The 26,797-nt window shown below is 63.8% G+C and carries 23 protein-coding genes and 3 tRNA genes; 15 read left to right on the top strand and 11 right to left on the bottom strand.

What is annotated here, in order from left to right:
- Positions 1–7 precede the first annotated feature (7 nt).
- From hemW to rph, 3 genes are read right to left on the bottom strand one after another with little or no spacing between them, the layout of a single operon-like run.
- On the bottom strand, positions 8–1,231 hold the full coding sequence (gene hemW, locus QCE62_RS03745) for a radical SAM family heme chaperone HemW (protein ID WP_309914471.1): 1,224 nt from the start codon (positions 1,229–1,231) through the stop codon (positions 8–10).
- Positions 1,228–1,857 (bottom strand): RdgB/HAM1 family non-canonical purine NTP pyrophosphatase, encoded by a 630-nt coding sequence (gene rdgB / locus QCE62_RS03750; protein WP_309914474.1) that lies wholly within the window; start codon positions 1,855–1,857, stop codon positions 1,228–1,230. Before rdgB ends, hemW begins: the two co-directional genes overlap by 4 nt.
- A complete protein-coding gene (gene rph, locus QCE62_RS03755) occupies positions 1,850–2,608 on the bottom strand; it encodes a ribonuclease PH (protein WP_404987274.1) in 759 nt (252 codons plus the stop codon). Before rph ends, rdgB begins: the two co-directional genes overlap by 8 nt.
- A 289-nt stretch (positions 2,609–2,897) precedes the next feature.
- On the opposite strand from rph, the gene QCE62_RS03760 reads away from it, so the two are divergent.
- From QCE62_RS03760 to QCE62_RS03780, 5 genes are all read left to right on the top strand, one after another.
- Complete coding sequence (locus tag QCE62_RS03760; protein WP_309914477.1) at positions 2,898–3,842, top strand: YicC/YloC family endoribonuclease; 945 nt, start codon at positions 2,898–2,900, stop codon at positions 3,840–3,842.
- A 9-nt stretch (positions 3,843–3,851) separates the two neighbouring features.
- On the top strand, positions 3,852–4,529 hold the full coding sequence (gene gmk / locus QCE62_RS03765; protein WP_309914479.1) for a guanylate kinase: 678 nt from the start codon (positions 3,852–3,854) through the stop codon (positions 4,527–4,529).
- Between the two features lie 69 nt (positions 4,530–4,598).
- The gene (gene rpoZ, locus QCE62_RS03770; protein WP_050456014.1) at positions 4,599–4,802 is read left to right on the top strand and encodes a DNA-directed RNA polymerase subunit omega; all 204 of its coding nucleotides are present in this window, start codon (positions 4,599–4,601) and stop codon (positions 4,800–4,802) included.
- 98 nt (positions 4,803–4,900) lie between these two features.
- The gene (locus QCE62_RS03775) at positions 4,901–7,294 is read left to right on the top strand and encodes a bifunctional (p)ppGpp synthetase/guanosine-3',5'-bis(diphosphate) 3'-pyrophosphohydrolase (RefSeq protein WP_309914483.1); all 2,394 of its coding nucleotides are present in this window, start codon (positions 4,901–4,903) and stop codon (positions 7,292–7,294) included.
- A 71-nt stretch (positions 7,295–7,365) separates the two neighbouring features.
- Positions 7,366–7,857: a phage protein NinX family protein gene (locus QCE62_RS03780; protein WP_309914486.1), complete on the top strand. Its 492-nt coding sequence runs from the start codon at positions 7,366–7,368 to the stop codon at positions 7,855–7,857.
- Between the two features lie 83 nt (positions 7,858–7,940).
- On the opposite strand, the gene QCE62_RS03785 is transcribed toward QCE62_RS03780, so the two are convergent.
- Both QCE62_RS03785 and QCE62_RS03790 read right to left on the bottom strand, forming a co-directional pair.
- Positions 7,941–8,017: transfer RNA gene (locus tag QCE62_RS03785), tRNA-Arg, on the bottom strand.
- 105 nt (positions 8,018–8,122) lie between these two features.
- A tRNA-Arg gene (locus QCE62_RS03790) sits at positions 8,123–8,199 on the bottom strand.
- Positions 8,200–8,350: 151 nt separating this feature from the next.
- On the opposite strand from QCE62_RS03790, the gene greB reads away from it, so the two are divergent.
- Positions 8,351–8,902 (top strand): transcription elongation factor GreB, encoded by a 552-nt coding sequence (gene greB / locus QCE62_RS03795; RefSeq protein ID WP_309914489.1) that lies wholly within the window; start codon positions 8,351–8,353, stop codon positions 8,900–8,902.
- A gap of 100 nt (positions 8,903–9,002) precedes the next feature.
- Here greB and QCE62_RS03800 read toward each other — a convergent pair whose 3' ends face one another.
- Positions 9,003–10,160, bottom strand: coding sequence for a porin (locus QCE62_RS03800; protein WP_309914492.1), 1,158 nt, complete (start codon positions 10,158–10,160; stop codon positions 9,003–9,005).
- 1,329 nt (positions 10,161–11,489) lie between these two features.
- On the opposite strand from QCE62_RS03800, the gene QCE62_RS03805 reads away from it, so the two are divergent.
- Positions 11,490–12,632, top strand: coding sequence for an exonuclease domain-containing protein (locus QCE62_RS03805; protein ID WP_404987278.1), 1,143 nt, complete (start codon positions 11,490–11,492; stop codon positions 12,630–12,632).
- A gap of 19 nt (positions 12,633–12,651) precedes the next feature.
- Here the strand turns inward: QCE62_RS03805 and QCE62_RS03810 are convergent, their stop codons facing one another.
- The 5 genes from QCE62_RS03810 to pepN form a co-directional block, all read right to left on the bottom strand.
- Complete coding sequence (locus tag QCE62_RS03810; RefSeq protein WP_309919598.1) at positions 12,652–13,254, bottom strand: chorismate mutase; 603 nt, start codon at positions 13,252–13,254, stop codon at positions 12,652–12,654.
- A gap of 222 nt (positions 13,255–13,476) precedes the next feature.
- The gene (locus QCE62_RS03815) at positions 13,477–13,626 is read right to left on the bottom strand and encodes a hypothetical protein (RefSeq protein ID WP_309914495.1); all 150 of its coding nucleotides are present in this window, start codon (positions 13,624–13,626) and stop codon (positions 13,477–13,479) included.
- A 670-nt stretch (positions 13,627–14,296) separates the two neighbouring features.
- Positions 14,297–14,372: transfer RNA gene (locus QCE62_RS03820), tRNA-Thr, on the bottom strand.
- 53 nt (positions 14,373–14,425) lie between these two features.
- Positions 14,426–15,445 (bottom strand): class 1 fructose-bisphosphatase, encoded by a 1,020-nt coding sequence (locus QCE62_RS03825; protein ID WP_309914498.1) that lies wholly within the window; start codon positions 15,443–15,445, stop codon positions 14,426–14,428.
- Positions 15,446–15,631: 186 nt separating this feature from the next.
- Positions 15,632–18,355: an aminopeptidase N gene (gene pepN / locus QCE62_RS03830; RefSeq protein WP_309914501.1), complete on the bottom strand. Its 2,724-nt coding sequence runs from the start codon at positions 18,353–18,355 to the stop codon at positions 15,632–15,634.
- A 259-nt stretch (positions 18,356–18,614) separates the two neighbouring features.
- On the opposite strand from pepN, the gene QCE62_RS03835 reads away from it, so the two are divergent.
- From QCE62_RS03835 to QCE62_RS03870, 8 genes are all read left to right on the top strand, one after another.
- Positions 18,615–19,334: a DUF4136 domain-containing protein gene (locus QCE62_RS03835; RefSeq protein WP_309914505.1), complete on the top strand. Its 720-nt coding sequence runs from the start codon at positions 18,615–18,617 to the stop codon at positions 19,332–19,334.
- A gap of 206 nt (positions 19,335–19,540) precedes the next feature.
- The gene (locus tag QCE62_RS03840; protein WP_309914508.1) at positions 19,541–20,236 is read left to right on the top strand and encodes a CDP-alcohol phosphatidyltransferase family protein; all 696 of its coding nucleotides are present in this window, start codon (positions 19,541–19,543) and stop codon (positions 20,234–20,236) included.
- Positions 20,233–21,036 (top strand): 2OG-Fe(II) oxygenase, encoded by an 804-nt coding sequence (locus QCE62_RS03845; RefSeq protein WP_309914511.1) that lies wholly within the window; start codon positions 20,233–20,235, stop codon positions 21,034–21,036. The genes QCE62_RS03840 and QCE62_RS03845 overlap by 4 nt, the downstream gene beginning before the upstream one ends.
- Entirely contained in the window at positions 21,033–22,049 is a 1,017-nt protein-coding gene (locus QCE62_RS03850; RefSeq protein ID WP_309914514.1) for a flippase-like domain-containing protein, read from the top strand. The genes QCE62_RS03845 and QCE62_RS03850 overlap by 4 nt, the downstream gene beginning before the upstream one ends.
- Positions 22,050–22,073: 24 nt before the next feature.
- Positions 22,074–22,850: a phosphocholine cytidylyltransferase family protein gene (locus QCE62_RS03855; RefSeq protein ID WP_309807604.1), complete on the top strand. Its 777-nt coding sequence runs from the start codon at positions 22,074–22,076 to the stop codon at positions 22,848–22,850.
- Positions 22,847–24,553, top strand: coding sequence for a phosphoenolpyruvate mutase (gene aepX, locus QCE62_RS03860; RefSeq protein ID WP_309914519.1), 1,707 nt, complete (start codon positions 22,847–22,849; stop codon positions 24,551–24,553). Before QCE62_RS03855 ends, aepX begins: the two co-directional genes overlap by 4 nt.
- On the top strand, positions 24,546–25,712 hold the full coding sequence (gene aepY / locus QCE62_RS03865; protein ID WP_309914521.1) for a phosphonopyruvate decarboxylase: 1,167 nt from the start codon (positions 24,546–24,548) through the stop codon (positions 25,710–25,712). Before aepX ends, aepY begins: the two co-directional genes overlap by 8 nt.
- Complete coding sequence (locus QCE62_RS03870) at positions 25,712–26,776, top strand: 2-aminoethylphosphonate aminotransferase (protein ID WP_309914524.1); 1,065 nt, start codon at positions 25,712–25,714, stop codon at positions 26,774–26,776. The genes aepY and QCE62_RS03870 overlap by 1 nt, the downstream gene beginning before the upstream one ends.
- Positions 26,777–26,797: the final 21 nt, after the last annotated feature.

The raw sequence follows: 26,797 nt of genomic DNA on the forward strand, positions 1-26,797 counted from the left end.
GACGCGCTCAATTGTGCGGATCCTTCAAGAACATCTCCTGGAGATCGTTGAGGAAGCGCTGGCCGAGCTCGGTCGGCGCGATGCGCTCCGGCGTGCGCGTGATGAGTCCGCGCTGTTCCGCGCGCTGGAGCGCCGGTTCGATCGCCGATAGCGACAAGCCGGTGCGCTCCACGAAGGCATGCACCGGGAAACCTTCCACGAGCCGCAGCGTGTTCAGCATGAACTCGAAGGGCAGATCGCGCGGACCCACTTCGCGTTCTTCCTGCACCGGGGTTTCGGTCGGCGAAAGCGCGTGATCCATGTAGCTCGCCGGATGCTTGAAACGCGCCTGCCGCAGGATCCGCGACGGAAACGACAGCTTCGTATGCGCTCCCGCGCCAATCCCCAGGTAATCGCCGAAGCGCCAGTAGTTCAGGTTGTGCCGGCTCTGCCGATGCGGCTTCGCATACGCCGATACCTCATAGCGTCCGTAGCCCGCCTCGCGCGTGCGCTCGTGAATCCACTCCTGCATGTCGGCGGAAGCATCGTCGTCGGGGAGCGCGGGCGGATACTTCGCGAAGACCGTGTTCGGCTCCATCGTCAGGTGATACAGCGAGAGATGCGGCGGCGCGAACGCCAGCGCCGTCTCGATGTCGTGCCGGCATTCGTCGAGCGACTGCTGCGGCAGCGCGAACATCAGGTCGAGGTTGAAGTTGTCGAAGTGCCGCGCCGCGATCTCCACGGCCTGGCGCGCCTGGCCTGCATCGTGGATGCGGCCGAGCGCCTTCAGATGCGCCTCGTTGAAGCTCTGGATGCCGATCGACAGCCGGTTCACGCCGCTCGCGCGGAACGACGCGAACTTCGCCGCTTCGAACGTGCCGGGGTTGGCTTCGAGCGTGATCTCGGCGTCGGCGTCGACGGGCAGCAGCGCGCGCACGTCCGAAAGCAGCCGGTCGAGACCGGGCGCCGAGAGCAGCGAAGGCGTGCCCCCGCCGATGAAGATCGTATGCACCTGCCGTCCCCACACGAGCGGCAGCGCGCTTTCGAGATCGGCGCGCAGTGCGTCGAGATAACGGTCTTCGGGAAAGCTGTCGCCCTTCCACTCGTGCGAGTTGAAATCGCAGTACGGGCACTTGCGCACGCACCACGGAAAATGCACATACAGCGCGAGCGGCGGCAACGACGTCAGGCGGATGCTGCCCGGCGACGTAAAGGTCTGCACCACGTTGATGGTCTTCGGTCCCGCGCTCACGCCAGTTCCTTCAGTCGTTGCAGCAGGTCGCGCAGCGCCAGCGCGCGGTGGCTCAGCGCGTTCTTGCGGGCGGGATCGAGTTCGGCGGCGCTGGCGTGCAGCGCGGGCAGGAAGAAGTGCGGGTCGTAGCCGAAGCCGTGCGTGCCGCGCGGTTCGTCGAGCACTTCGCCGTGCCAGCGGCCTTCCGCGATCAGCGGTTCGGGGTCTTCCGCGTGACGCACCAGCACCAGCACGCAGAAGTAATACGCGCGACGGTCCGCCACGCCGGCGAGATCCGCGACCAGCCGCGCGTTGTTCGCCGCGTCGCTTTTCTCCCCGCCGGCAAGCGACGCGTAGCGCGCCGAATACACGCCCGGCGCGCCCTGCAACGCGCGCACGCACAGGCCGGAGTCGTCGGCGAGCGCGGGCAGGCCCGTCAGCGCCGACGCATGGCGTGCCTTCGCCAGCGCATTCTCGACGAAGGTGACATGCGGCTCGGGCGCCTCGGGCACGCCGAGTTCGCCCTGCGCGATCAGTTCGATGCCCGCCGCCTCCAGCAGCGCCGCGAACTCGCGCAGCTTGCCCGCATTGTTCGAGGCGAGCACGACACGGCCCGGCGCCGCCCCGGATGCAAACGAATCAGACACTGCGAATCCCCAATGCTTCCTTCTGCTTCAGCACGAGCGCCTTGATGCCGCTGTCGGCGAGCGCGATCAGCTCGTTCATCTCTTCGCGCGAGAACGGCGCGCCTTCCGCCGTGCCCTGGACTTCGACAAATCCGCCCGAGCCCGTCATCACGACGTTCATGTCGGTATCGCACTGCGAGTCTTCGTCGTAGTCGAGATCGAGCACCGGCGAGCCTTCGAAGATGCCCACCGAGATCGCCGCGACGAAGTCCTTCACCGGCGACTTCGCGATCTTGCCCGCGGCCAGCAGCTTGCTGGTGGCGTCATAGGCCGCGACGAACGCGCCGGTGATCGACGCCGTGCGCGTGCCGCCGTCGGCCTGGATCACGTCGCAATCGAGATGCAGCGTGCGCGCGCCGAGCGCGTTCAGGTCGAACACCGAACGCAGCGCCCGGCCGATCAGACGCTGGATTTCCTGTGTGCGGCCGGTCTGCTTGCCGCGTGCGGCTTCGCGGTCGCTGCGGGTGTGCGTGGCGCGCGGCAGCATGCCGTATTCCGCGGTGAGCCAGCCCTGTTCGCGGCCGCGCAGGAATTCGGGCACGCGCTCGGCGATGCTGGCCGTGCAGATCACCTTGGTATCGCCGAATTCGACGAGCACCGAGCCTTCCGCGTGCTTCGTGTAGTTCCGCGTGATGCGCACGTCGCGCAGCTGGTTTGCGCGGCGGCCGCTCGGACGCGGGGGAGAGGGCTTCAGCAGGGGAGAGTCGGTCATGAGGATCGAGTGGTGAGAGTGAAAGCGCGCGCGTCCGGCACAGAACGCTTGCAGGACAGCCGTGGGACGCCGCGCAGCAAGGCTGGATTTTATCGCCAAACCCCGCAGGGCGTCGGGCGGGCCCGGTCCGGCCGACCCTTGGTATCGGCGGTCCGCATGGCAAAAATGGGATAATGCCGGTTCCTCGCCCGGCGGTCACACACGCGCCACTCCAAGGGGCTTTCGAAAGCGCCGGGCGCTTCGTATCGAAACGGCCTTCGCAACGAAGGTCTCAATCGCGAGACGTACCATGATCTACAGCATGACTGGCTATGCCAGCGCGACGCGCGAAGTCGTCGCGGATGGCGCGGGACCCAATGGCGCGGGCGGTTCGGGCGTCGGGGTTTCGGTGGAACTGCGCACGGTGAATTCGCGCTTTCTCGACCTCAATTTCCGCATGCCTGAAGACGTGCGCGCCACCGAGCCGCAATTGCGCGAAATGCTGATGAACAAGCTCTCGCGCGGCAAGGTCGATATCCGCATCAACCTGAATCGTGTCGAACAGACGGCCAATGCCGGCGCGCTCAACCGCGACGCGCTCAGCCAGCTCGCCACGCTCGAGCGCGCCGTGCTCGACATCTTCCCCGGCGCCGAGCGCATGCGCACCGGCGAAATCCTGCGCTGGCCCGGCGTGCTCGCGGAAAGCTCGGTGTCGCAGGACACGCTGCGCGAAGCCGTGCTCGCGTGCGGCAGGCAGGCCATCGCCGATCTCATCGAAGTGCGCGGCCGCGAAGGCGCCGCGCTCGGCAACGTGCTGCTCAACAGCGTGACGGAGATGGAAGCCATCGTCGCGCGCATCACGCCGCTCGTGCCCGAACTGATCGCGCGGCATCAGCACAAGATCGTCGAGCGCCTGCAGGATGCGCTCGGCATCGCCACCGCCGACGGCGCCTCCGCCGCCAGCGTGCCGCGCGAGGAAGTCGCCGAACGCATCCGCCAGGAAGTGACCATCTATGGCATCCGCATCGACATCGCCGAGGAATTGCAGCGTCTCAGCGCGCATCTGACCGAGACGCGCCATGTGCTGCAAAAGGGCGGCAAGGTCGGCAAGCGTCTCGACTTCATGATGCAGGAACTCAACCGCGAAGCGAACACGCTCGGCTCGAAGGCCGCCGCGAAGGAACTCGCCGACGCCTCGATGACGCTCAAGCTGCTCATCGAACAAATGCGCGAGCAAGTACAGAATCTGGAGTAACGCACCATCATGTCGAACCCCACACCGCATCGCTCGCACAGCCACTACACCGGCATCTATCCCGGCAACCTGTTCATGGTCGTCGCGCCGTCGGGCGCCGGCAAGTCCACGCTCGTGAACGCGCTGCTCGCCGAAGATCCGGCCATCCTGCTGTCGGTTTCCTACACGACGCGTGAAGCGCGTTCGAAGGAAACCAACGGCGTGCAGTATCACTTCGTGTCCGTCGATGAGTTCATGGAGCGGCGCGAGCGCGGCGAGTTTCTCGAAAGCGCCGAAGTGCATGGCAACTACTACGCCACGTCCAAGCTGTGGATTGCCGACCAGATGAAGATGGGCCACGACGTGCTGCTCGAGATCGACTGGCAGGGCGCGCAGCAGGTGAAGAAGCAGTTCCGCAATGCGGTGGAGATTTTCATCCTGCCGCCGTCGCTGGATGCGCTCGAAGACCGCCTCAAGAAACGCGGCCAGGATTCCGACAAGGTAATCGTGCGCCGTCTGCTTGCAGCCGGCAGCGAGATGGCGCATGCATCGGAAGCGGAGTACGTGGTCATCAACGAGAATTTCGATCGCGCGCTCACTGAGTTGCGCTGCCTCGTCGCCGCGACGCGCCTGCGCTTCACGTCGCAATACGCCCGCAATACGCAGCTCTTCGTGGATCTCGGCATCCATTCCACGCCGCAATCATGAGCACCGCGGTGGCCGGGTCATATCGGTCACATAAGGTAGAATAAAGTTCATATCGAGAAGGAAACCAACATGGCCCGCATCACTGTCGAAGACTGCCTGAAACAAATCCCTAACCGCTTCGAGCTCGCACTCGCTGCAACCTATCGCGCTCGCCAGCTGGCGCAAGGCCATACGCCGAAGATCGAAAGCCGCGACAAGCCCACCGTCGTCGCACTGCGTGAAATCGCATCGGGGCAAGTGGGCATCGAAATGCTGAAGAAGGTGCCCGTCTGAGGGCTTGAATCAAGCAGGGAACCGGCGCCGGTTCCCTGATCCGTTTGTAGGCTGCAACCTGCAACCCGCCGCATCACATCACCACGGAGGAGGCGATCATGAGTCAGACACCGTTGCCCGTCTCCGCCGCCGTGGATCCCGATCTCGACACCGACGCCGACTCCTTGCTCGACGCCGACAAGCCGCACGCGGCGCGCAAGTACATCGACGCCGTTCTCGAACAGTCCTTCCGCCATCTGTTCGGTCCGACCGCCACGCCCGAGCAGCCGCGCAAGCATGACGTCGTTTCCATCGCGAAACTGACGAATGCGCTCTCCGGCTACATCACGGCCGAAGAGATCAAGGAAGTCAAGGCAGCTTTCCATTTCAGCGACGAAGCGCATCTCGGGCAGTATCGCCAGAGCGGCGAGCCGTACATCACGCATCCGGTGGCGGTCGCGGAAATCTGCGCGGGATGGAAGCTGGACGCGCAATCGATCATGGCGGCGCTGCTGCACGACGTGATCGAAGATCAGGGCGTGACCAAGACGGAGATTGCGGAGCGCTTCGGCGCGAAGGTCGCGGAACTGGTGGACGGCTTGTCCAAGCTGGACAAGATGGAATTCCGCAATCGCGAAGAGGCGCAGGCGGAGAACTTCCGCAAGATGCTGCTCGCGATGGCGCGCGACGTGCGCGTGATCCTCGTGAAGCTGGCCGACCGCCTGCACAACATGCGCACGCTGGGCGCGGTGCCGCCGGAGAAACGCCGGCGCGTGGCGCGCGAGACGCTGGACATCTACGCACCGATTGCGCATCGGCTCGGTCTGAACAATACCTATCGCGAGCTGCAGGATCTCTCGTTCGCGAACTTCAATCCGACCCGTTACGCCACGCTCGAAAAAGCGGTGAAGGCGGCGCGCGGCAACCGGCGCGAAGTGGTCGGCAAGATTCTCGAAGCGGTGCAGCGCACCATCGCGGACGCCAAGATCAACGCGGAAGTCACCGGCCGCGAGAAGACGATCTACAGCATCTACAAGAAGATGCGCGACAAGCAGTTGTCGTTCTCGCAGGTGCTCGACGTGTACGGCTTTCGCGTGGTCGTCGAGAGCGCGCTCGAATGCTATACGTGCATCGGCGCGCTGCATGCGCTCTACAAGCCGGTGCCGGGCAAGTTCAAGGACTACATCGCGATTCCGAAGGTCAACGGCTATCAGTCCTTGCATACCACGCTGGTCGGTCCGTTCGGCGCGCCCATCGAGTTCCAGATCCGCACGCGCAAGATGCATGAGATCGCCGAAGCCGGCGTCGCGGCGCACTGGCTGTACAAGAACGGCGGCGCCGACCTGAACGATGTGCAAAAGCGCGCGCATCAATGGCTCAAGTCGCTGCTGGACATCCAGAGCGAAGCGGGCGATTCGAGCGAATTCCTCGAACACGTCAAGATCGACCTGTTCCCGGACGCCGTCTACGTCTTCACGCCGAAGTCGCGCATCATGCCGCTGCCGCGCGGCGCCACCGCGCTCGACTTCGCGTATTCCATTCACAGCGACCTCGGCAATCAATGCGTCGCGGTGAAGATCAACAACGAGCTCCTGCCGCTGCGCACGGAGCTGAAGAGCGGCGATATCGTCGAGGTGATCACCGCGCCTTATTCGAAGCCGAATCCGGCGTGGCTCGGCTTCGTGCGCACCGGCAAGGCGCGCTCGGCCATTCGCCACTATCTGAAGACAATGCGCCTGAACGAGTCCGTCCAGCTGGGCGAGCGTCTCGTCGATCAAAGTCTCAAGGGTTACGGCCTCGCACTGTCCGACGTCACGCCGGAAGTCTGGGAAAAGCTCGTGCTCTGGACCGGGAACAAGACGCGTCAGGAAATCTTCGCGGATATCGGCCTCGGACGCCGTGTGGCCGCGGTGATGGCGAAGCGCATCGAGGTGCTGATGAACGGTCTGGATGACGACGAGCATCCGCATCGCGACCATCACAACACCAATACCGCGCCGCCGGTGGTCATCACGGGCACGGAAGGCATGTCGGTGCAGTTGTCGCCGTGCTGCCGCCCGATTCCCGGCGACGACATCATGGGCTATATCGGCATCGGCCTCGGCATGGCGATCCACACCACCGATTGCCGTGTCGCGCAGCGCATTCACCGGCGCGATCCGGGCCGCTGGATCGACGTGGCCTGGGCGCCGCAACCGGGCCGCCTGTTCGACGTCGCCGTGAAGGTGCTGGTGAAGAATACCAAGGGCGTATTCGCGCGCGTCGCGGCGGACATTACCTCGGCGGACGCGAATATCGTGCACATCGCAATGGACGAGGACGTGTCGCAGGAAGCCAAGCTGCTGCGCTTCGTGATCCAGGTCAGCGACCGCGTGCATCTGGCGAACGTGATGCGCCGCGTGAGAACCAATCACGACGTCATGCGGATCGCGCGCGAACGTCCGAGCGACGAACCGCATCATCGCAATCAGGACGGCGGCATGCGCATCGACCGGGAACGCGCGGACTACTGATCCCGGCTCGATCCCGGCGCGGGAACGCGGCGTGCATGCTCCGTCCTCCATCGACAGGAGAGAGCGCCGCAATGAACACATCCGATCTCGAAGGCGCCACGCTCGACTACTGGGTCGCGCGCGGGCTGCACGAATTCGTTCGGGAAATCCACTTTACCGATAGCGGCGAGACGCTTTCCATCCGCGGCAACGATCGCGGACGGCCGTGGGACGGGCGCTTCCTGCCGTCTACCTCGTGGGAAGCCGCCTCCGTCGTGCTGGAGCGCGCCTGCAGGCTCGAGATGCACGATCACGGCCGCGGCGAAGTGGTCTGCAGCGTGAGCTTCGGCAAGGACGGGGAGAGCGTGGAGGGGCGCGGAGTGTCGTTGCGCATCGCGTTGCTGCGCGCGTTCGTGCGGCAGGCATTCGGCGATACCGTGGAAGACGAATTCATGCGTCGGCCGCAATCGTTGATGGGGACGCGGGCGGAGGCGATCGGGGAATCGAGCGCGGTGGTGTCGGTGGAAGACGTGCCGGCGCCGGAGAAGCATATCGGCGATATCGGTTCGATTCCGCGCGTCTGATTGCACGATTGCACGGTCCCGATGCGGCCCGGTTCGAGCGACGAAAACAAAAAGGGCCTTCCGACTGGAAGGCCCTCCTAAAATGGCGCGGCTGGCAGGATTCGAACCCACGACCCCTTGGTTCGTAGCCAAGTACTCTATCCAACTGAGCTACAGCCGCACGCAAAACGGTACTGCTTCATGTGACGTCAATGCGCTTATGGTCAAGCGCGTGATGTTTTCCTTAATTGGCGCGACCGCCAATAACGAGAACATCAGAAAAAAGTGGCGCGGCTGGCAGGATTCGAACCCACGACCCCTTGGTTCGTAGCCAAGTACTCTATCCAACTGAGCTACAGCCGCACGCAGAAGCGGAATTATAGCCAAGCTAATCCGAAAATGGAAGGCTTTTAGGGCAAATTCCCGGTTTCCTTCGTAGGAGATGCATGTTCCGCATGGTAACTTGATGTTTTGAAAGCGCGTGTCATCTCGAAACTGGATCTGGATTCGCATCATGAACAAAGCATTTGTCAAAGAGTCGGACGACAGCGACGACGATCTCGAAACCGCACACCCGGATGTCCCGGCAGGCACGAAGAACTACATCACGCCGCAAGGACATCAGCGCCTTCGTGACGAGCTCCTGCAACTGCTCGACAACGAGCGTCCCGAGGTGGTCAAGCTGGTGTCGTGGGCGGCGTCGAACGGCGATCGTTCAGAGAACGGCGACTATATCTACGGCAAGCGGCGCCTGCGCGAGATCGACCGGCGCATCCGTTTCCTGACCAAACGGCTGGACGCAGCGGAAGTGGTGGACAGCAGCAAGCAGGAGAACGTCGACCAGGTGTTCTTCGGCGCGACCGTCGATTACGCCGGCGACGACGGCGAAGTGAAGACGGTGACGATTGCCGGCGTGGACGAGGTGGATCTCGAGCGCGGCTGGGTGAGTTGGATCTCGCCAATGGCGCGTGCGCTGCTGAAGGCGAAGATCGGCGACACGGTGGCGCTGCATACGCCCGCGGGCGTGCGACAGATCGATATTCTCGACGTGCGCTATCCGCGCTGAGGCGCGTGTGCCGTCCGGTTCAGGACCGCTTGCCTGAACCCAGAACGAAAAAAAGCCGCTCCGAAGAGCGGCTTTTCTACAGCAGTATTGCCGGTGACGCTTAGAAGCGGTGACGCACGCCAACCGTTGCCGAAACCTGGTTCGACGACGACGACATACCCACGCCGTTGATCGTCGCGCCGATGGGCAGGCCATCGTCGTCGGTCATGTGCTGGTATTCGCCTTGCAGGTACACGTCCGTACGCTTCGACAGCGCGTAGGCCGTTTGCAGGCTGAACTGATGGAACTTCGGCTTTTCGCCGGCGATACGGCTGTCCGTGTACGTGTACGCGCCTGCAACCGACAGAGCCGGCGTCAGGTTGTAACGGCCGTTGACTTCGTAGTTCGTGAAGCGAACGTGGCTGTCGCCGAGGTTGATGTTGCCTGCGTTCGTTGCGACGTTGTTCAGCGACGTTGCGTTGTCCAGCATCGTCTGCGTGAACACGAAGCCGACCGTTGCCGGGCCGAACGCGTAGTTGATGCCGCCGCCGAAGATGCGTTGACGGCCAGCCGTGAACGGCGAGTTGTCGCTGCCGACTGCGCCGGCGATGTTGTTCGTCGCCGAACCGACGTTGTTCAGTTGCATGTACGCGCCAGCAACGTTCAACGGACCGTAGTTGTACGATGCGCCGACGCTGTAAGCACGGTTATCCGAGAAACCGCCCGCTTCGTTCGAGAAGCCGTACATCGCGCCCAGCTTGAAGCCGGCGTAGTTCGCGCTCGTGTACTTGATCGAGTTGTTGACGCGGAACGTGTTGTCCAGGTTGTCGTTGTCGAACGGGTGGGCGAACTGCGTGCCGCCGTATTGCGTGCCGGTCAATGCCAGCGGGCCGACGAAGTCGACGACGGAGTCATACTGACGGCCGAGCGTCACGGCGCCGAATTGCGTGCTCGACAGACCGACGAATGCCTGACGGCCGAACTCGCGACCACCTTGGCCGTTCGTGCCGTTCATGATGTTGAAGCCGTTTTCCAACGTGAAGATTGCCTTCAGGCCGCCGCCGAGGTCTTCAGCACCGCGCAGGCCCCAACGGCTGCCGTTGACCGAACCGCTCGTCGCCTTGAAGTTGCTGTGGCCCGTGCCGCCGGCCGTCGTCACATTGTTGTTCGTGTAGGTGATGCCGGCATCGATCAGGCCATACAGCGTGACGCTGCTTTGCGCATGGGCGGCAGTAGCAAAAACGCCCGTCAGGGCGGCGACCATGAGAGTCTTTTTCATCTTTGTAACTCCGAGAGCAGATTGGGCCCAGGACCCAGGCTTTGAGGAAACCTCGTACCGGCGCGCTGCGAGAGGGCGCGGCCAGAAGAGCTATGCATCGGCAGCCGACACATTTGTTTCCGGACCAGACGAAGTGTAAAGAACGGTGTCACATTGAGCATTGTTCGATTTTCGCAATAAACCATTCTCGCTCGCGCAATGATCGAAAATTCGCTTATTCCTGTTTATTTACAATGGTTTAAGGGCAAATGAAGTCGTAAGGGCTAAGGTGTCAACCGATTAGCGTTGCGCATGAACGACACAAATTGACGCGCAAAAGCAACAAGTAATTCCCGGAATGGGATTGTTGAGAAATCTGAAAGAGAAGTTTGTGATTTATGCAGGTAATTTGTGCGGGGCGCATCGCTATACTGAGTGCTCTGCTTTCCGAAGCAGACTTTTTCGTTGACGGAAAAAGATCTCCAAACTTTGTCGGCGCGACTTCCCAGTCGCGCTTTTTTTTGCGCCGGGTTTCGGTGAAGTGGTGACGCGAGGCGCCTTTGCGGAAGGCGCGGAGCCTTGCGCCGTATGGCTTGGCGGGTGTCAAGGTTGGGCACATTCAGCATTGCCCATTGCAATCGAGACAAAATTCCCTGGCTGTTCTTTTAATCCGGTCAAAGCTTCCTGTCGGCAAGGTGGTGAAAGCCGCTCGTTATCGATGCGCGTTTTTGTTGACGGCGGGCAAAACGCAGATGAAATCCTCGCGGAGAATCCGGCAAGGATTATGGTCGGTTACTCTTGAAATGTCCTTAATTGATTTTCTTGGATACGCTTAAAATTCTTTGGCATGGTTAATACTGAATAATTGAATTGGGATAACCAATGCAACTTGCGAGTGACGGATAAGGCGCTGCTCAAAGGGTATTGCTTTAGTGCTTTGGTCTGATTGAAAACTGAGCGTCGCAAAAGCAATCGAATCACGCCAGCTTGGTTCCGCGTTACCTCGCTCAAGCCAGCCGTATGAGGGCCGGCCCCTGCCGGCAGGGGCGTGCGCGCTTCGGCTTCTCCGGGCTCCCGCAGCGCTGCTCCAGCTTGAAAATACACTCGCTTGATTTCGGGTTTGCCACTATTGCAAGTTTATTTATGGAATGCTGACAGATGCCCTTTTGAGTTCTACCGCAGTATTCATCACGCACCCATTGCGTTATGGCAAAGCGTAGCAAATGCTTAATTGTCGAATGCGATCCTTGCGTGGTCAGGGCCCGCCGATCCCCTGCGTTAGAATGGGCAATTCATCCTTTACTGCGCGCCTGTCTATCTCGTCAGGCGCACCGCTTTCCGCCGTCCATGATGCACTTCGATTCATCCCGCTTCACGCTTCCGGCCGAACCCATCGTTTTCGTCGATCTCGAGACAACAGGCGGTACCTTCGGCGTCGACCGGATCACGGAGATCGGTATCGTCGAAGTCGGTCCGCAGGGCGTTTCGCAGTGGACGTCGCTGGTCAATCCGCAGCGCTCCATTCCCGCGTTCGTCCAGCAGCTGACCGGCATCAACGACGCCATGGTGCGAAACGCACCCACCTTCGACCAGCTCGCCACAAACCTGCTCGAACGGATGAGCGGGCGACTCTTCATCGCCCACAACGCCCATTTCGATCACGGTTTCCTCAAAGGCGAGTTCAAGCGCGTCGGGCTTCGGTTCGTGCCGGACGTGCTCTGCACGGTACAGCTCTCGCGGGCGGTGTACCCGTCGGAAACCCGTCACGGTCTCGACGCACTTGTGCAACGCCATGCGCTCGTGCCGTCGGCGCGCCATCGCGCACTCGCCGACGCCGATCTGCTCTGGCAATTCTGGCAACACCTGCATCGTGCGCACGCGCCGGAGGTCATGCAGGCACATCTCGAACGGGTGACGCGCCGCTTCCAGCTTGCGGCGCATATCGACGAGGACACGATCGAGCGCATTCCCGCCGGCTGCGGCGCCTATGTGTTCCATGGCGATGACGACGCACCGCTGTACGTCGGCCGAAGCGTACGGTTGCGGCAACGCGTCCGCTCGCATCTGGTCGGACCGAAGCGCTCGGCGAAGGACTTGCGGCTGGCGTCGCTCGTGCGCCGTGTCGAATACCAGGCGACGGGCGGCGAAATTGGCGCAATGCTTGCCGAAGCGCAGTTGATTGCGGCTTTGCGGCCGGCCTACAACCGGGTGCCAAAGCCGCGTTCCGGCGAAGCGCGCGGCGCACCCTGGCCGTATGCGGGCGCGATTGCCGTCGAGGAGCGCGACGCCGAGTCGGGACGACGCGTATGGCACGTCGTGAATCAATGGCAATACCTTGGCTCGGCTGACTCGCTGGACGGGGCGGCTGCGCTGTCGGCGGGTGTCACGGCGCCTGGCTTCGAATTGACGACTTACCGGATCCTGAGCGAACGCCTCGCACGCGGTCTGCCCGTGACGCCGCTCGACATCCGTCCGCTCGCCGCCGCGTTCTAGTCTTCAGTCGACCCGGCGGTCAACCCACCGCGCCCAGCCCGCCGCTTGCGCAGACATGCGACAGCGCGCGCTCGAGCGGCGCATCCATCGCGGCGTCGTAGCGCGTCAGATGCTTCCATCGCGCGACGCTCTCCGCGAGCCGAACAGGGCAATCGTCCGTGTGCCGAAGCGGTTCGATGTGCGCAAGCGCCGCAATCAGCGAGCGCGTGAGCTGATCGAGTTTCGGGCGCGTGTCCTTCGCGAGATCCGGCGGCGTGCCTTCCGGCGCGGCCTTCAGCTTGCGCCAGTTGGCGAACAGGGCGTTCTGGACGTCCTTGCTCGCCTCGATCTGATCGCGAAAGAAGGCGCGCGCGAATTCAGGATCGACTTGCGCGGCACGCGCTTTCTCTTCGACTTGCTTGAGCAGCGCTTCCTCGCGCGGCGCGTCGGTGATCGCATCGTGATGTGCCCACTTCCAGCGCGCGACCGGTTCCGCCAGCGCGAGACGCTGCGAAACCAGTGCGATGACATTGGTGAAGGCGGATTCATCGCCATCGGCGTGGGCGGATCCGGGTGCGGCAAGCGCAAGCGCGTAAGCGAAAGCGGCGGGAACGAGAAGGGAGAGGGTCGGGCGACGGCGCATCGGCATGAACGAACAAAAGCGCCAGAATAACGTACCGCCGGCCGGGATCAACAGAGAGGAAGAGGAGAAGCGTCCTGAAAGGCGAGCCGGCATGTGCGGCTCGCCCAAACATCAGCGACGTGGGGGAACCTCACGCGAGCCGCATCCGGACGCGAACGCCCGCCTGCACCGCGCGCGGCGGTCTGTCATTCCCACGACGACTGCGTGATCCAGTGCATCTGCCTATTTCGACTGCGCAGCGTTACGCTGTTCGTCGAAGAAAGCCCTGACGTGCTCAGGCAATTCGGTCGCGAGAAATTCGACGGCCACCGGATCCTGATCCGGACAAAACACCGTGTCGGGCGTCGGGATTTTCGTCGGTTTTGCGTCCATGATCTCTCTCCTCTATGACTACACTCAAATGCGCCAACCTGATTGATGCGGCTGTTGCGCCGCCGCACACAAGCAGCAGTTCAAACTCGAAATCCTCTCAAAATGCGTTATCGGATGGCTGCCGATTCAACTTGAATCCAATCGATACGGCTGAAGCACAACGCATGATCGTTCGTGTTGCAAAGGGCAATGTACCGGTAATGCATACTCGCCCTTAACATCCGGTGTCGCAAAAACTGCATTTTTCGGGATTCGTGCGAATCGGCCGTCAGCCGCATGGCGCCTTGCTTGCCGATCCTGCCCGCGTAACTCATGTCCAACTGTAGCGTTTCCTCTATGGATATAACGATACCGGGAAACCTGCGTTGACGCTCGATGGTGCAGAGCGGAAAATAGCGTGTTGTTGTACGAAGCCGCACATAAAAAGCGAATCAGACGCGCACTCGGACTGAACGTGAAATCGCAAAGGAAGATTCAGCGAAAGACGCGCACGGGCTGAAGTCGGTCGAGAGCACTCGCGAACAACTTCAGGCAATCGTGGCATAGACGTGCTGCACTTGCATCCACCCACCTGTGGGGGTGAAAAGGTGTGGAGATGCAGAAACACCGGATAAAGCAAAAAACCCGCGTCACTTGCGTGAACGCGGGTTTTTGTACTGCTGAATCTTTTTGGTGCCGGAAAGAGGAATCGAACCCCCGACCTTCGCATTACGAATGCGCTGCTCTACCGTCTGAGCTATTCCGGCATCAGAGAAACAAGATTATAGCGACCGTTTTCTCGATTTGGCAATAGCTCGAATCAAATTTTCTTTTCGTGATGGTAGCGGGTGACGCGATCCACTTCGCCCTTCGAACCGAGGAACACCGCGACACGCTGATGCAGGCTCGTCGGGACGATATCAAGAATGCGCTGTTCGCCGTTGGTCGCCGCGCCGCCGGCCTGCTCGACGATGAACGCCATCGGATTGGCTTCGTACATCAGGCGCAGCTTGCCGGGCTTGGACGGGTCGCGCTTGTCGGCGGGGTACATGAAGATGCCGCCGCGGCTCAGGATGCGATGCACGTCCGCGACCATCGAAGCGATCCAGCGCATGTTGAAATCTTCCTTGCGCGCGCCTTCCTTGCCCTCGGTCAGTTCGCCGACATAGCGCTGCACCGGCTCATACCAATGCCGGCTGTTTGACGCATTGATCGCATACTCGCGCGTCTCGACCGGAATCGTCATGTCGCGCTGCGTGAGCACCCACGAGCCGAGTTCGCGATCGAGCGTGAAGCAGTTCACGCCATGGCCGGTGGTCAGCACGAGCACGGTTTGCGGACCGTACACCGCATAGCCGGCCGCCACCTGTTGCGAGCCCGGCTGCATGAACGCCTGTTCGCTCGGTTCGACGCCGTCCGGGCAGCGCAGCACCGAAAAGATCGTGCCGATCGACACGTTCACGTCGATGTTGGACGAGCCGTCGAGCGGATCGAAGGTCAGCAGATAGTTGCCCTTCGGATAGCGATTGGGGATCGGGAAGATCTTTTCCATTTCTTCCGATGCCATCGCGGCCAGATTGCCGCCCCATTCGTTGGCTTCGAGCAGGATTTCGTTCGACAGCACGTCGAGCTTCTTCTGCACTTCGCCTTGGACGTTCTCGCTGCCGGCGGAGCCGAGCGCTTCGCCGAGGGCGCCCTTGCTCACGTGATAGCCGATCTGCTTGCAGGCCCGCGCCACGACTTCGAGCAGCAGGCGCAGGTCGGCGGGCAGATTCTGGTGTTCGCGCTGCTGCTCGATCAGATACTTTGTGAGCGTGGTACGGCTGAAATTGGAGGACATGCGAGGCTCCGTGAGCGTTAGACGAATATTTGCGATTCTAACCGCTCGACCCCGTCCCACCGTATGACAACGCCGGCGGGCGTCGGCCAGAAACAAGCAAGGCCGCCGCGCGCCAGGCGGCGCACGACGGCCTCCAGTCAGTCACCGCCCATCACCCAGCGGAAAAAAACCGTGCCGAAACAACGCTCAAGCGGCGAGCGCCTTCTCCACGACCTCGCGCACATCGCGCGATTTCGCCTGCGCCGCCACTTCGCTCAGCGCCGCATGCATCTTCTCGCGCAATTGCGGCGTGAAGCGGCGCCACAATTCCAGCCCGCGCGCCAGACGCGCGGCGACCTGCGGATTGAGCGCGTCGAGGGCGATCACCTGTTCGGCCCAGAAGGCGTAGCCGGAGCCGTCGGCGGCATGGAACTGCGCCGGATTGCCGCTGCAGAAGCTGAAGATCAGCGAACGCGCGCGGTTCGGGTTCTTGAGCGTGAACGCCTGGTGCTGCATCAGCTTGCGCACGATCTCGATCACGTTGCGGTCCGGTCCGCCACGCTGCGTCGCCTGGAGCGCGAACCACTTGTCGATGACGAGCGCCTCCTTCTCGAAGCGGCGATAGAAGTCGGCCAGCGCGGCGTCGGCGACAGTCGCGTCCGCGCCCTGCGTCGCGCTCGCGAGCAGCAGGGCGGCGAGGGCGGCGGAGCGGTCGGTCATGTTGTTGGCGCTGTCGTACTGCGCCTGTGCGAGGCGGACGGCGTCGGCGGGGTCGTCGAGCTGGCTCAGGTAGGCGAGGGCGAGGTTCCGGAGCCCGCGCTTGCCCGCGTCTTCCGGCACCGGACGATACTCGCCGGGCGTGCGGTTCGCTTCATACGTCGCGAGCCACTTGTCGCGCAGCTGCGTGGCCAGCCGCCGGCTCATGAAGACGCGCGCCGCGTGCACGGCGGCCGGATCCGACACCGCCATCTGTTCGGCCAGATAGCTTTCCGACGGCAGCATCAGCGCGAGTTCGCGGAAGGCCGGCGTGAGGGTCGTGTCGTCGAGCAGCTGGGCGAACGCTGCGATCACCGCATCGTCGATGGTCAGCGCCTCGCCCTGCGCCGCGCGCCCCGCGAGCGCCAGCAGTTCGCGCGTCGCGAGCCGCTGGCCGGCTTCCCAGCGGTTGAACGGATCGCTGTCATGCGCGAGCAGGAAGGCGAGTTCCTCGTTCGAATAGTCGTATTCCACGATCACCGGCGCCGAGAAATTGCGCAGCAACGACGGCAGCGGGGCCTCGTTCACATCGACGAACGTAAAGGACTGCTCGCGCTGGGTGAACTCGAGCACGCGCGTCGTGCCGTTCGGCTCCTTTTCGCCTTCCAGACGCAGCGGCAGATCGGCGCCGTTGCGGCCGATCAGGCCCACCGAGAACGGAATCAGCAGCGGACCCTTCTGGGTTTCGCGCGCGGCTTCGGACGCCTCGCCATAGCCTTGCTTGAGCGAAAGCGTATAGCGCTTGCCGGCGGCATCGTAATGCGCGCGCACCGAGACGCGTGGCGTGCCCGCCTGGCTGTACCAGCGCTCGAACTGGGCGAGATCGCGATGATTCGCGTCGGCCAGCGCCTGGCGGAAGTCGTCGCAGGTCACGGCCTGGCCGTCGAAACGCTTGAAATACAGGTCCATGCCGCGGCGGAAGCCGTCGCGCCCGAACAGCGTCTGGTACATCCGCACGACTTCCGAGCCTTTCTCGTAGACGGTCATCGTGTAGAAGTTGTTGATCTCGACGTAGCTCTCCGGACGCACCGGGTGGGCCATCGGGCCCGCGTCCTCGGCGAACTGCATCTGGCGCAGCACGCGCACGTCCTCGATGCGCTTGGTCGCGCGCGCCGCGGCGCTGGCTGCGCCGTCGGCGTCGCCGGCGGCCATGTCGGCGGAGAATTCCTGGTCGCGGAACACCGTCAGGCCTTCCTTCAGGCTCAACTGGAACCAGTCGCGGCAGGTCACGCGGTTGCCCGTCCAGTTGTGGAAGTATTCATGGCCGACGACGGCCTCGATGTTCGAGAAGTCGGTGTCGGTGGCGGTTTCCGGGTTGGCCAGCACGTACTTCGTGTTGAAGATGTTGAGGCCTTTGTTCTCCATCGCGCCCATGTTGAAGTCGCTCACCGCGACGATCATGAAGCGGTCCAGATCCAGTTCCAGCCCGAAGCGCTTTTCGTCCCAGCGGATCGAGTGAATCAGCGAGTCCATCGCGTGGCGGGTCTTGTCGAGATCCTGCGGTTCGACCCAGACCTGCAGCAACTTGTCCTTCCCGGAACCCGACTGGATGCGCTCCTCGATGCACACCAGCTTGCCGGCCACCAGCGCGAACAGGTAGCTTGGTTTCTTGAACGGATCTTCCCATTGCGCGAAATGGCGGCCATCCGGCAGATCGCCCTCGGCGATCAGGTTGCCGTTCGACAGCAGCACCGGATACGCGGTCTTGTCGGCGCGCAGCGTGACGGTGTAGGTGGCCATCACGTCCGGACGGTCGAGGAAGTAGGTGATGCGGCGAAAGCCCTCGGCTTCGCACTGCGTGAAGAAGTTGCCGCTGGAGACATAAAGTCCGGAGAGCGTCGTGTTCTCAGCCGGATTGCAGATGCTCTCGATGCCAAGCTCGAAAGCATCGGACGGCAGACCGCCGAGCGACAGTCCCGCCGCGTGAACGCGGGCATCCGAATGCGCCGCGCCGTTGACCGTCGCGCTGACGAATTCCAGTTGCTCGCCCATGAGTTCGAGCCGCGCGCCAGGTCCGGCGGCGGCTGCGTCAGGATTGCGACGCAGCTTCATCGTGTTCCTGACCACGGTGTGCGACGGCGCGAGATCAAACTCGAGGGCGACGGATTCGATCAGGAAGGCGGGTGGCGTATAGTCCTCGCGGCGGATCACTGCGGAAGCGGTCGTGGTAGACATGGCAGGGTCTTCATGTTTGGATTGAACGGCGGCGCCGGCGTCCCGAGTGCGAACGCTATGCGAACGCAGAACGCGGAACGCACGAAGGTCGAACGCACCAACGCGCGCGCGGCTGGTCGAACCATTGTACAAGCCGCCCGAGGATCGTGAACCGGGCGGCATGACGCGTCGCAAACCCCCACAAAACAAGGGAGGCTTCCGGGCTGGCCGGAGGCTGTAAATAAACTGGAACGGGTGCTGGAACCCAGTGAGGACGACCATGAACGCGTTTTTCAGATGGACGCTGATACTCGCGGCAACCTGGCTCGCGGGCTGCACGACCTACGTGCAGACCCAGGTGACCGCCTTCTCCGACTGGAGCGGCAACGATACGACCCGCACCTACGCGTTCGCCCGCAAGGACGAGCAGCGCAACAGCATCGAACAGACGACGTACGAGACGCTCGTTGCGATGGAGCTCTCCAAGTACAACTTCCGCCAGGTGCCCGAGGCGAGTGCGAACTATCAGGTGGCGATTGCCTACTCGGTCCGCGGCGACACGATGACCGTGCGCCAGCCGGTCTTCTACGATCCGTGGATGTACGGCGGCCCGTGGGGCGGTCCATGGGGTGGCCCGTGGGGCGGCTGGGGGCCGGGCTGGGGCGGCTATGGCCCGTGGGGTCCGACGGGCTATGTCGATCAGACCTATCCGGTGTACATCCACGCGCTGCAGATCCGCATGACCGACCGGCAGACTGGCCGCGAAGCCTACAAGGTCACGGCCGTCAACTCGACGGGCGACCCCTCGCTCTACCAGGCCATGCCTTATCTCGTGCGCAGCGCACTCGCCGATTTCCCGCTCGGCAACGGCACGGTGCGTACCGTCACGCTGCCGATGGGCAAGGACGGCATGCCGAACGAGACGGCGTCCTCGACGAGTTCGAACGAGCGCACGGTCGCGCCGCCTGCGCCCGCGCCGGCGCAGAAGACGGTCGAATGATCGCGGGTCCGAAGCAGCAGCCCGGCTGCACGGGCTGCTTTTCTGGAGCCGGAAAATTTTGCCGCATGCAACAATGCCCGGCATTGTCGAAAGTGAAAGTCGAACTTTCAGAATCGCCCGCTGGCCTTGACTAAACAGGGAGTTATCGCTGGAAACGACCCCCCGCAATATATGCAGGTTCGCCGAATTAGCGATATATTCCCGGGATGACAAAATCGTGTCCGCCCAATCCCAAAGCCGTTCCTGAGCCCGCCACCTGGGACGCACGGCTTGCCCGACGCCTCGTCACGCCGCTCGTCGGCACACCTGTCACGCCCAACCATCTGACCACGCTGCGCCTCGCGATCGGCCTGGCCGGTGCGTGGTATCTGTCGCTCGGCGAGTTCTGGTTGTGTTCGCTCGGCGCCGCGCTGATCGCGCTGTCGAATCTCGTCGATCACACCGACGGCGAACTCGCCCGCATCAGCGGACAGTCGAGCAAGATCGGCCACCTGTACGACCTCGCGTGCGACGCGCTCGTCACCGTGCTGCTGTTTCTCGGCATCGGCTTCTATGTGGCCGTGCATCATCCGTCCATGCTCGTGCCGGCCCAGTGGCTCGGCGGCCTCGCGGGCGTGGCCGTCGCGCTGATCTTCTATCTGCGCATGCGGATCGAGTCGATGATCGGCAAGGCCGGCACCAAACAGGCCTCCATGGCCGGCTTCGAGACCGAAGACGTGCTTTATCTGCTGCCCGTCATCACCCTTCTGAATGGCATGACGCCTTTCCTGATTGCCGCGGCCATCGGCGCGCCGCTGTTTGCCGTGTATGTGGCGGTGGACTATCAGCGCGTCGCCGCGAAACAGCGGCGCGCGCAGGCGTCGCCCGCCAAGGACGGCAACGACTTTCAGGCGGTGAGATGAGCGCAACGGCTTTTCCGGACAACACGGCGGCGCAGCCCGCCGCGGCGGCGACGGTGTCGCGGCGCGACATCGACGCGACGATGAAAACGCGCCTCGCCGCGCTGCCCACGCCTGCGCTGCGCGACGAGTATGGCCAGCAAGGGTCGTTTCTGTACATCGAAGACTTCCTGCCGCGCGACTTCACCGAGCGTCTGATTGCCGCCGTGCATGCGGTGACGCCGGCCGTGAACCGCAACTACCTGCCGGGGCACAAGGCGGGCGGCAGCGTGAGCCGCCATACGCTGGACCAGCTCGCGCCGTTCATCGCGGAGCTGTATCGCTCGGAAGCGCTGATCGGGTGGCTGGAGTCGATCACCGGCGACAAGCTGCAGGTCTCGCCGCCCGACGACGCCCACGCCTACGCGCTGTATTTCTACACGCGTCCGGGCGATCACATCGGCTGGCATTACGACACGTCGTATTACGAAGGCCGGCGCTACACCTTGCTGCTCGGCGTGATCGACGACTCCACCTGCGCGCTCGAATACGAACTGCACACGAAAACGCCCGGCGTGCCGGACCAGCCGGGTGCGGTGCGCTATCCGCCGGGCGCGTTCGTGTTCTTCGACGGCGACAAGCTGCGCCACCGCGTCACGCCGCTCGGCGAGAACCAGATGCGCGTGTCGCTGACCTTCGAATACGTGACGAACCCGTCGATGCGGCCGTTCCAGCGCTTCATCTCGAACATGAAGGATTCGATCGCGTACTTCGGATTCCGCCAGGTCTTCCGCCGCAAGGGCGGCAAGAACGGATCCGCATGAGTCGCGCCGGTACCTTCCTGCTGTCGGCCGGCGTGGTGTTGTTCATCGCGCTGCTCGGCTGGCAAGGCTTCGGTTCCGTGGCGGCGACGCTCGCCGCGGCCGGTTGGGGCCTGGTGGCCGTGGCCGCGTTTCACTTCATTCCGTTGTTCATCGACGCAGGCGCGATCAGCGTGCTGTTCCCGGCGCACGAGCGCAGCGTGGCGCTGCGTGAAGCGCTGCTGGCGCGCTGGGCCGGCGAATCGGTCAACAGCCTGATGCCGGCGGGCCAGATCGGCGGCCCGATGCTGATGGTCCGCTACCTCGCACAGCGCGGCATGCGCGCGCGCGACGCCGCCGCCGTCATCACCGTCAGCACGACCATGCAGACGGTCGCGCAACTGCTGTTCGCGCTGGTCGGCGTCGTGCTGCTGACCGGCTATGCGACGGGCGGATCGTCGTCGAGCGTGACGATTGCCGTGCTCGCGGTCATCGGCGTGATCGGCCTGATGATCTTCGGCTTCTATCTGGCGCAGCGGCGCGGGCTGTTCGGCCGCGCGATGCGCTTCGCCTCCGGCATCGCCGCGAAGTTCTCCGCCAAGCGCGACTGGTCGTCGCTCGTCACGCGCGCCGAAGCTGTCGATGCCGCCGTCCACGAGCTCTATCGCGAGCGCCGCAAGGTGGCGTCGAGCTTCGGGCTGAGCCTGCTCGGCTGGTTCGCCGGCACGGGCGAAGTGTGGTTCGCGCTGCATTTGCTCGGCCATCCGGTCGGCTGGGCCGAGGCGCTGATGCTCGAAAGTCTCGGCCAGGCGATCCGCGGCGCGGCCTTCGCCATTCCTGGTTCGCTCGGCGTGCAGGAGGGCGGCTATCTGCTGCTCGCGCGCCTGGTCGGCCTGCCGCCCGAGGCGGCGCTCGCGCTGTCGCTCGTCAAGCGCGCGCGGGAGTTGCTGCTCGGCGTGCCGGGCATCGTCTACTTGCATTTCGTTGAAAAAGGCTGGCAGCGCCGCCGACTCGCGCGCGTGCCGGATATCGACTGAACACCCTCGAAGGGAACAACAACCATGCGCGCAATTATTCTTGCGGCCGGGATGGGTCTGCGCCTCGTGCAGCCCGAAGGCCAGCAGAAGCCCAAGTGCTTGCTGCGTTTCGGCGACGCCTCGCTGCTCGAACGCCATCTGCATTTCCTGAAAGCCGCCGGCGTGACCGAAGTGGTCTTCGTGACCGGCTTCAAGAGCGAGCAGATCGAGGCGGAACTCGCGTCGATCGACTGGAAGCCGGCGAGCGAAGTCGTCGTCAACGATGAATTCACGCTCGGCAGCGTGCTGTCCGTGCATACCGCGCGCGAAGCCATGACGCGCGGCGGCGACGTCCTGCTGATGGACGCCGACGTGCTCTACGACGAGCGTATCTTCGCGCCGCTGGTGGCGGGCGCGAGCGTGAACCGCCTGCTGATCGACCGCGACTTCGAAGCCGGCGACGAGCCGGTGAAGCTGTGCGTCGAGAACGGCGTGCCGGTGGAATTGCGCAAGCAGGTGGCGGCGGGCTTGCAGTACGACACGATCGGCGAATCGGTCGGCTTCTTCCGCTTCGACCACGCGACGGCCACGCGCCTCGCCGAGATCTGCGCCGATTACGTCGCGACCGGCCGCGCGAAGCTGCCGCACGAGGAAGCGGTGCGCGACCTGCTGCTGGAACAGTCCCACGTGTTCGACATCGCCGACGTGACCGGCGCACCGTGGATCGAAATCGATTTTCAGAATGACGTGAAGCGCGCGGCCGACGAAGTCCTGCCGCAACTCAACGCGCTGCATCAGTTTGCCGGAGCCTCCCAACAATGAACGCACCTACCCAAATTCCCGTCGGCTATTCGCGCACGCTGCGCCTGCGCGAAATGCTGCAAAGCAACCGCCTCGAATTCCTGATGGAAGCGCACAACGGCATTTCGGCGCGCATCGCGAAGGAAGCCGGCTTCAAGGCGATCTGGGGCTCGGGCCTGTCGATCTCCGCGCAATTCGGCGTGCGCGACAACAACGAAGCGAGCTGGACCCAGGTGGTCGACAACCTCGAATTCATGGCGGACGCGAGCGATCTGCCCATCCTGCTCGACGGCGACACCGGCTACGGCAACTTCAATAACGTGCGGCGCCTGGTGAAGAAGCTGGAACAGCGCGGCATCGCGGGCGTGTGCATCGAGGACAAGCAGTTTCCGAAGACCAACAGCTTCATCAACGGCGAAGCGCAGCCGCTCGCCGACATCGATGAATTCTGCGGCAAGATCAAGGCTGGCAAGGATTCGCAAAGCGATCCGAACTTCTCGATCGTAGCGCGCGTGGAAGCGCTGATCGCGGGCTGGGGCATGGAAGAAGCGCTGAAGCGCGCCGAGGCATATCGCCAGGCGGGCGCGGATGCCATCCTGATCCACAGCAAGCTCTCGAAGCCGGACGAAATCCTCACGTTCGCGCGCGAATGGGCGGGACGCGGTCCGCTCGTCATCGTGCCGACGAAGTACTACAGCACGCCGACCGACGCGTTCCGCCAGGCTGGCATCAGCTGCGTGATCTGGGCGAACCATCTGATCCGCGGCGCCGTCTCGGCGATGCAGGCGATCGCGAAGGAAATCCACGACAGCGAGACGCTCGTCAACGTGGAAGACCGCATCGCGGCGGTCAATGAGATTTTCCGTTTGCAGGACGCGGACGAATACTCGGCTGCCGAGAACATCTACCTGAGCGCGGCGAACGAAAAGCGCAGCGCGGTGGTGCTGGCCGCAAGCCGCGGCGCAGGCCTCGAAGCGCTCACCGAAGAACGTCCCAAGGTAATGCTGCCGGTGGCGGGCAAACCGCTGCTGCGCCATCTGGTCGAAGCGTTCAAGAAGGAGCGCATCAACGACATCACCGTGGTGGGCGGTTATCGCGCCGACGCCATCGAGAAGGGCGGCGTGCGTCTGGTCGTCAACGAGCGGCATGCGTCGACGGGCGAACTCGCGTCGCTGGCGTGCGCCGCTGAGCACTTGAACGGCGACACCGTCATTTCCTACGGCGACCTGCTGTTCCGCAGCTACATCCTGCGCGATCTGGTGGAGTCGGACAGCGACTTCTGCGTGGTCGTCGATTCGTCGCAGGCGCCGCAGGCCGGTGAATCCGCCACGGACTTCGTGTATTGCTCGACCGGCGACGACCGCGCGCTGTTCGGCCAGAAGGTGTGGCTCGAAAGCGTGGTCGGCGCGGGGCAAAGCGCGCAGCCGGGCCGCGCGCCGCAAGGCCGCTGGATGGGTCTCATCAACGTGCGCGCGGGCGCACGTGAGCGCCTGCTCGCCGCGCTCGGCGAACTGCAGCAGCGTCCGGACTTCGACACCCTCGACATGGCCGCGCTGCTCAACGCGCTGCTGGCGGCGGGCCAGAAGATCGAAGTGCAATACGTGCACGGCCACTGGCGCGGCGTGAACGATCTCGACGACTTCCGTCGCGCGGGCGATTTCGCGCACGGCCAGACGCCGATCGGCACGGACGGTCTGGACAGCACGGAGCGCGCGCGTGATTGAGGCCGCCCAGTTCGTCGAGGCCGCGCGCGCACGTGGTTTCGACTGGTATGCGGGCGTGCCGTGCTCGTATCTCACGCCCTTCATCAACTACGTGCTGCAGGACGAGTCGCTGCATTACGTGTCGGCGGCGAACGAAGGCGATGCGGTCGCGCTGATCGCGGGTGTCGCGCTCGGCGGCGGCTCCGGTGAAACGAAGCGCCGCGGCATCGCGATGATGCAGAACTCCGGTCTCGGCAATGCGGTCAGCCCGCTGACGTCGCTCACCTGGACCTTCCGTCTGCCGCAGTTGCTGATCGTCACGTGGCGCGGCCAGCCCGGCGTGCACGACGAGCCGCAGCACGCGCTGATGGGCCCGATCACGCCGCAGATGCTCGACACCATGGAAATCCCATGGGAACTGTTCCCGACGGAAGCAGAGCAGATCGGCCCGGCGCTCGACCGCGCCACCGAGTACATGGACCGTACCGGCCGTCCCTATGCGCTCGTGATGCAGAAGGGCAGCGTCGCGCCTTATGAACTGAAGACGAGCGGCCTTTCAGGCCTGCGCGCCCATGACGCGCAGGCGCAGGTCGCGCGTTTCGCCGGCGAGCGCGTCACGCGCCACGCCGCGCTGCAACGGGTGATCGCGCATACGCCGAAGGACTCGACCGTCGTGCTGGCCTCGACCGGCTTCTGCGGCCGCGAACTCTACGCGATCGACGACCGCGAGAACCAACTGTATCTGGTCGGCTCGATGGGCTGTGTCACGCCGATGGCGCTCGGTCTCGCGCTGTCGCGGCCAGACCTGACCGTCGTAGCCATCGACGGCGACGGCGCCGCGCTGATGCGCATGGGCGTCTTCGCGACGCTCGGCGCCTATGGACCGAAGAACCTCGTGCACCTGCTGCTCGACAACGGCGCGCACGAATCGACCGGCGGGCAGGCTACCGTGTCGCGCGGCGTCGATTTCGCGTCGGTGGCGTGGGCATGCGGCTATGCGCTCGCGCTCGACGGCGACGACATCGGCGTGATCGACCGCCTGTTCGACGCGCAGAATGTAGACGGCGCCCGCTTCGCGCGCCTGTCGATCACCACCGGAACGCCCGCCGACCTGCCGCGTCCGAAGGTCACGCCCGAGGACGTGCGCGCCCGCTTGCAACACCACATTGGAGGCCGTTGATGCTTTTGCTGAACCCGGGTCCTGTCACGCTGAGCGAACGCGTGCGCAAGAGCCTGCTGCAAACCGACCTGTGCCATCGCGAGCCGGAATTCTTCGATCTGCAGGATGAGGCGCGCCGCCGTCTCGTCGCTGCCTACGAACTGGATCCGGCCGTATGGAGCGCCGTGCTGATGACGGGCTCGGGCACCGCGGCCGTCGAAAGCATGATCGCGGGGCTCGTGCCGGAAGGCGGGCGTCTGCTGATCGTGGAGAACGGCGTCTATGGCGAGCGCATCGCGCAGATCGCGCAGCAATACGGCATCGAGCATGAAGTCGTGAAGCACGAGTGGATGCATGCGCCGGACATCGACGCGATCATCCGCCTGCTCGACAGCAAGACCTTCACGAATCTCGCCATCATCCATCACGAGACCACGACCGGCCGTCTCAACGCGCTCGACCAGTTGTCGCGCGCATGTGCCGAGCGCGGTGTCGGCCTGTTGCTGGATGCGGTGAGCAGCTTCGGCGCCGAGGCGATCGATTTCGACGGCGGCGGCATCGCCGCGATCGCCGCGACGGCCAACAAGTGCCTGCACGGCGTGCCGGGCGCGGCGTTCGTCATCGCGCGCCGGACCGCGCTGGCGCAGGCCGCGAGCCGCACGTACTACCTCGGCATCGCGCGGCTCGCCAAGCTCCAGGATCAGCGCAACACGCCGTTCACGCCGTCGGTTCACGCGTACTACGCGTTGGTCGAGGCGCTGCGCGAGTTCGAGGAAGAGGGCGGCTGGCGCGCGCGGCATCAGCGTTACGCGAGGCTCGCGGAGCAGGTGCGCGCGGGGCTGGCGGCGCTCGGCATCGAGAGCGCGCTGGCGCCGGAAGAGTCGTCGGTGGTGTTGCGGGCGTATCGGCTGCCGCAGGGCGTCACGTACGAAACGCTGCACGACGCGCTGAAGGCCAAGGGTTTCGTGATCTATGCGGGGCAGGGCGGTTTGTCGAAGGAGCTGTTCCGCATCTCGACCATGGGCGCGCTCGATACGGCCGACATGGACCGGCTGATCTCGTCGTTCGTGGAACTGTTGCGCTGAGCGCTGCGTTCCCGGTGATTA

This window comes from Caballeronia sp. LZ033, from assembly GCF_031451265.1.
Lineage (GTDB): Bacteria > Pseudomonadota > Gammaproteobacteria > Burkholderiales > Burkholderiaceae > Caballeronia.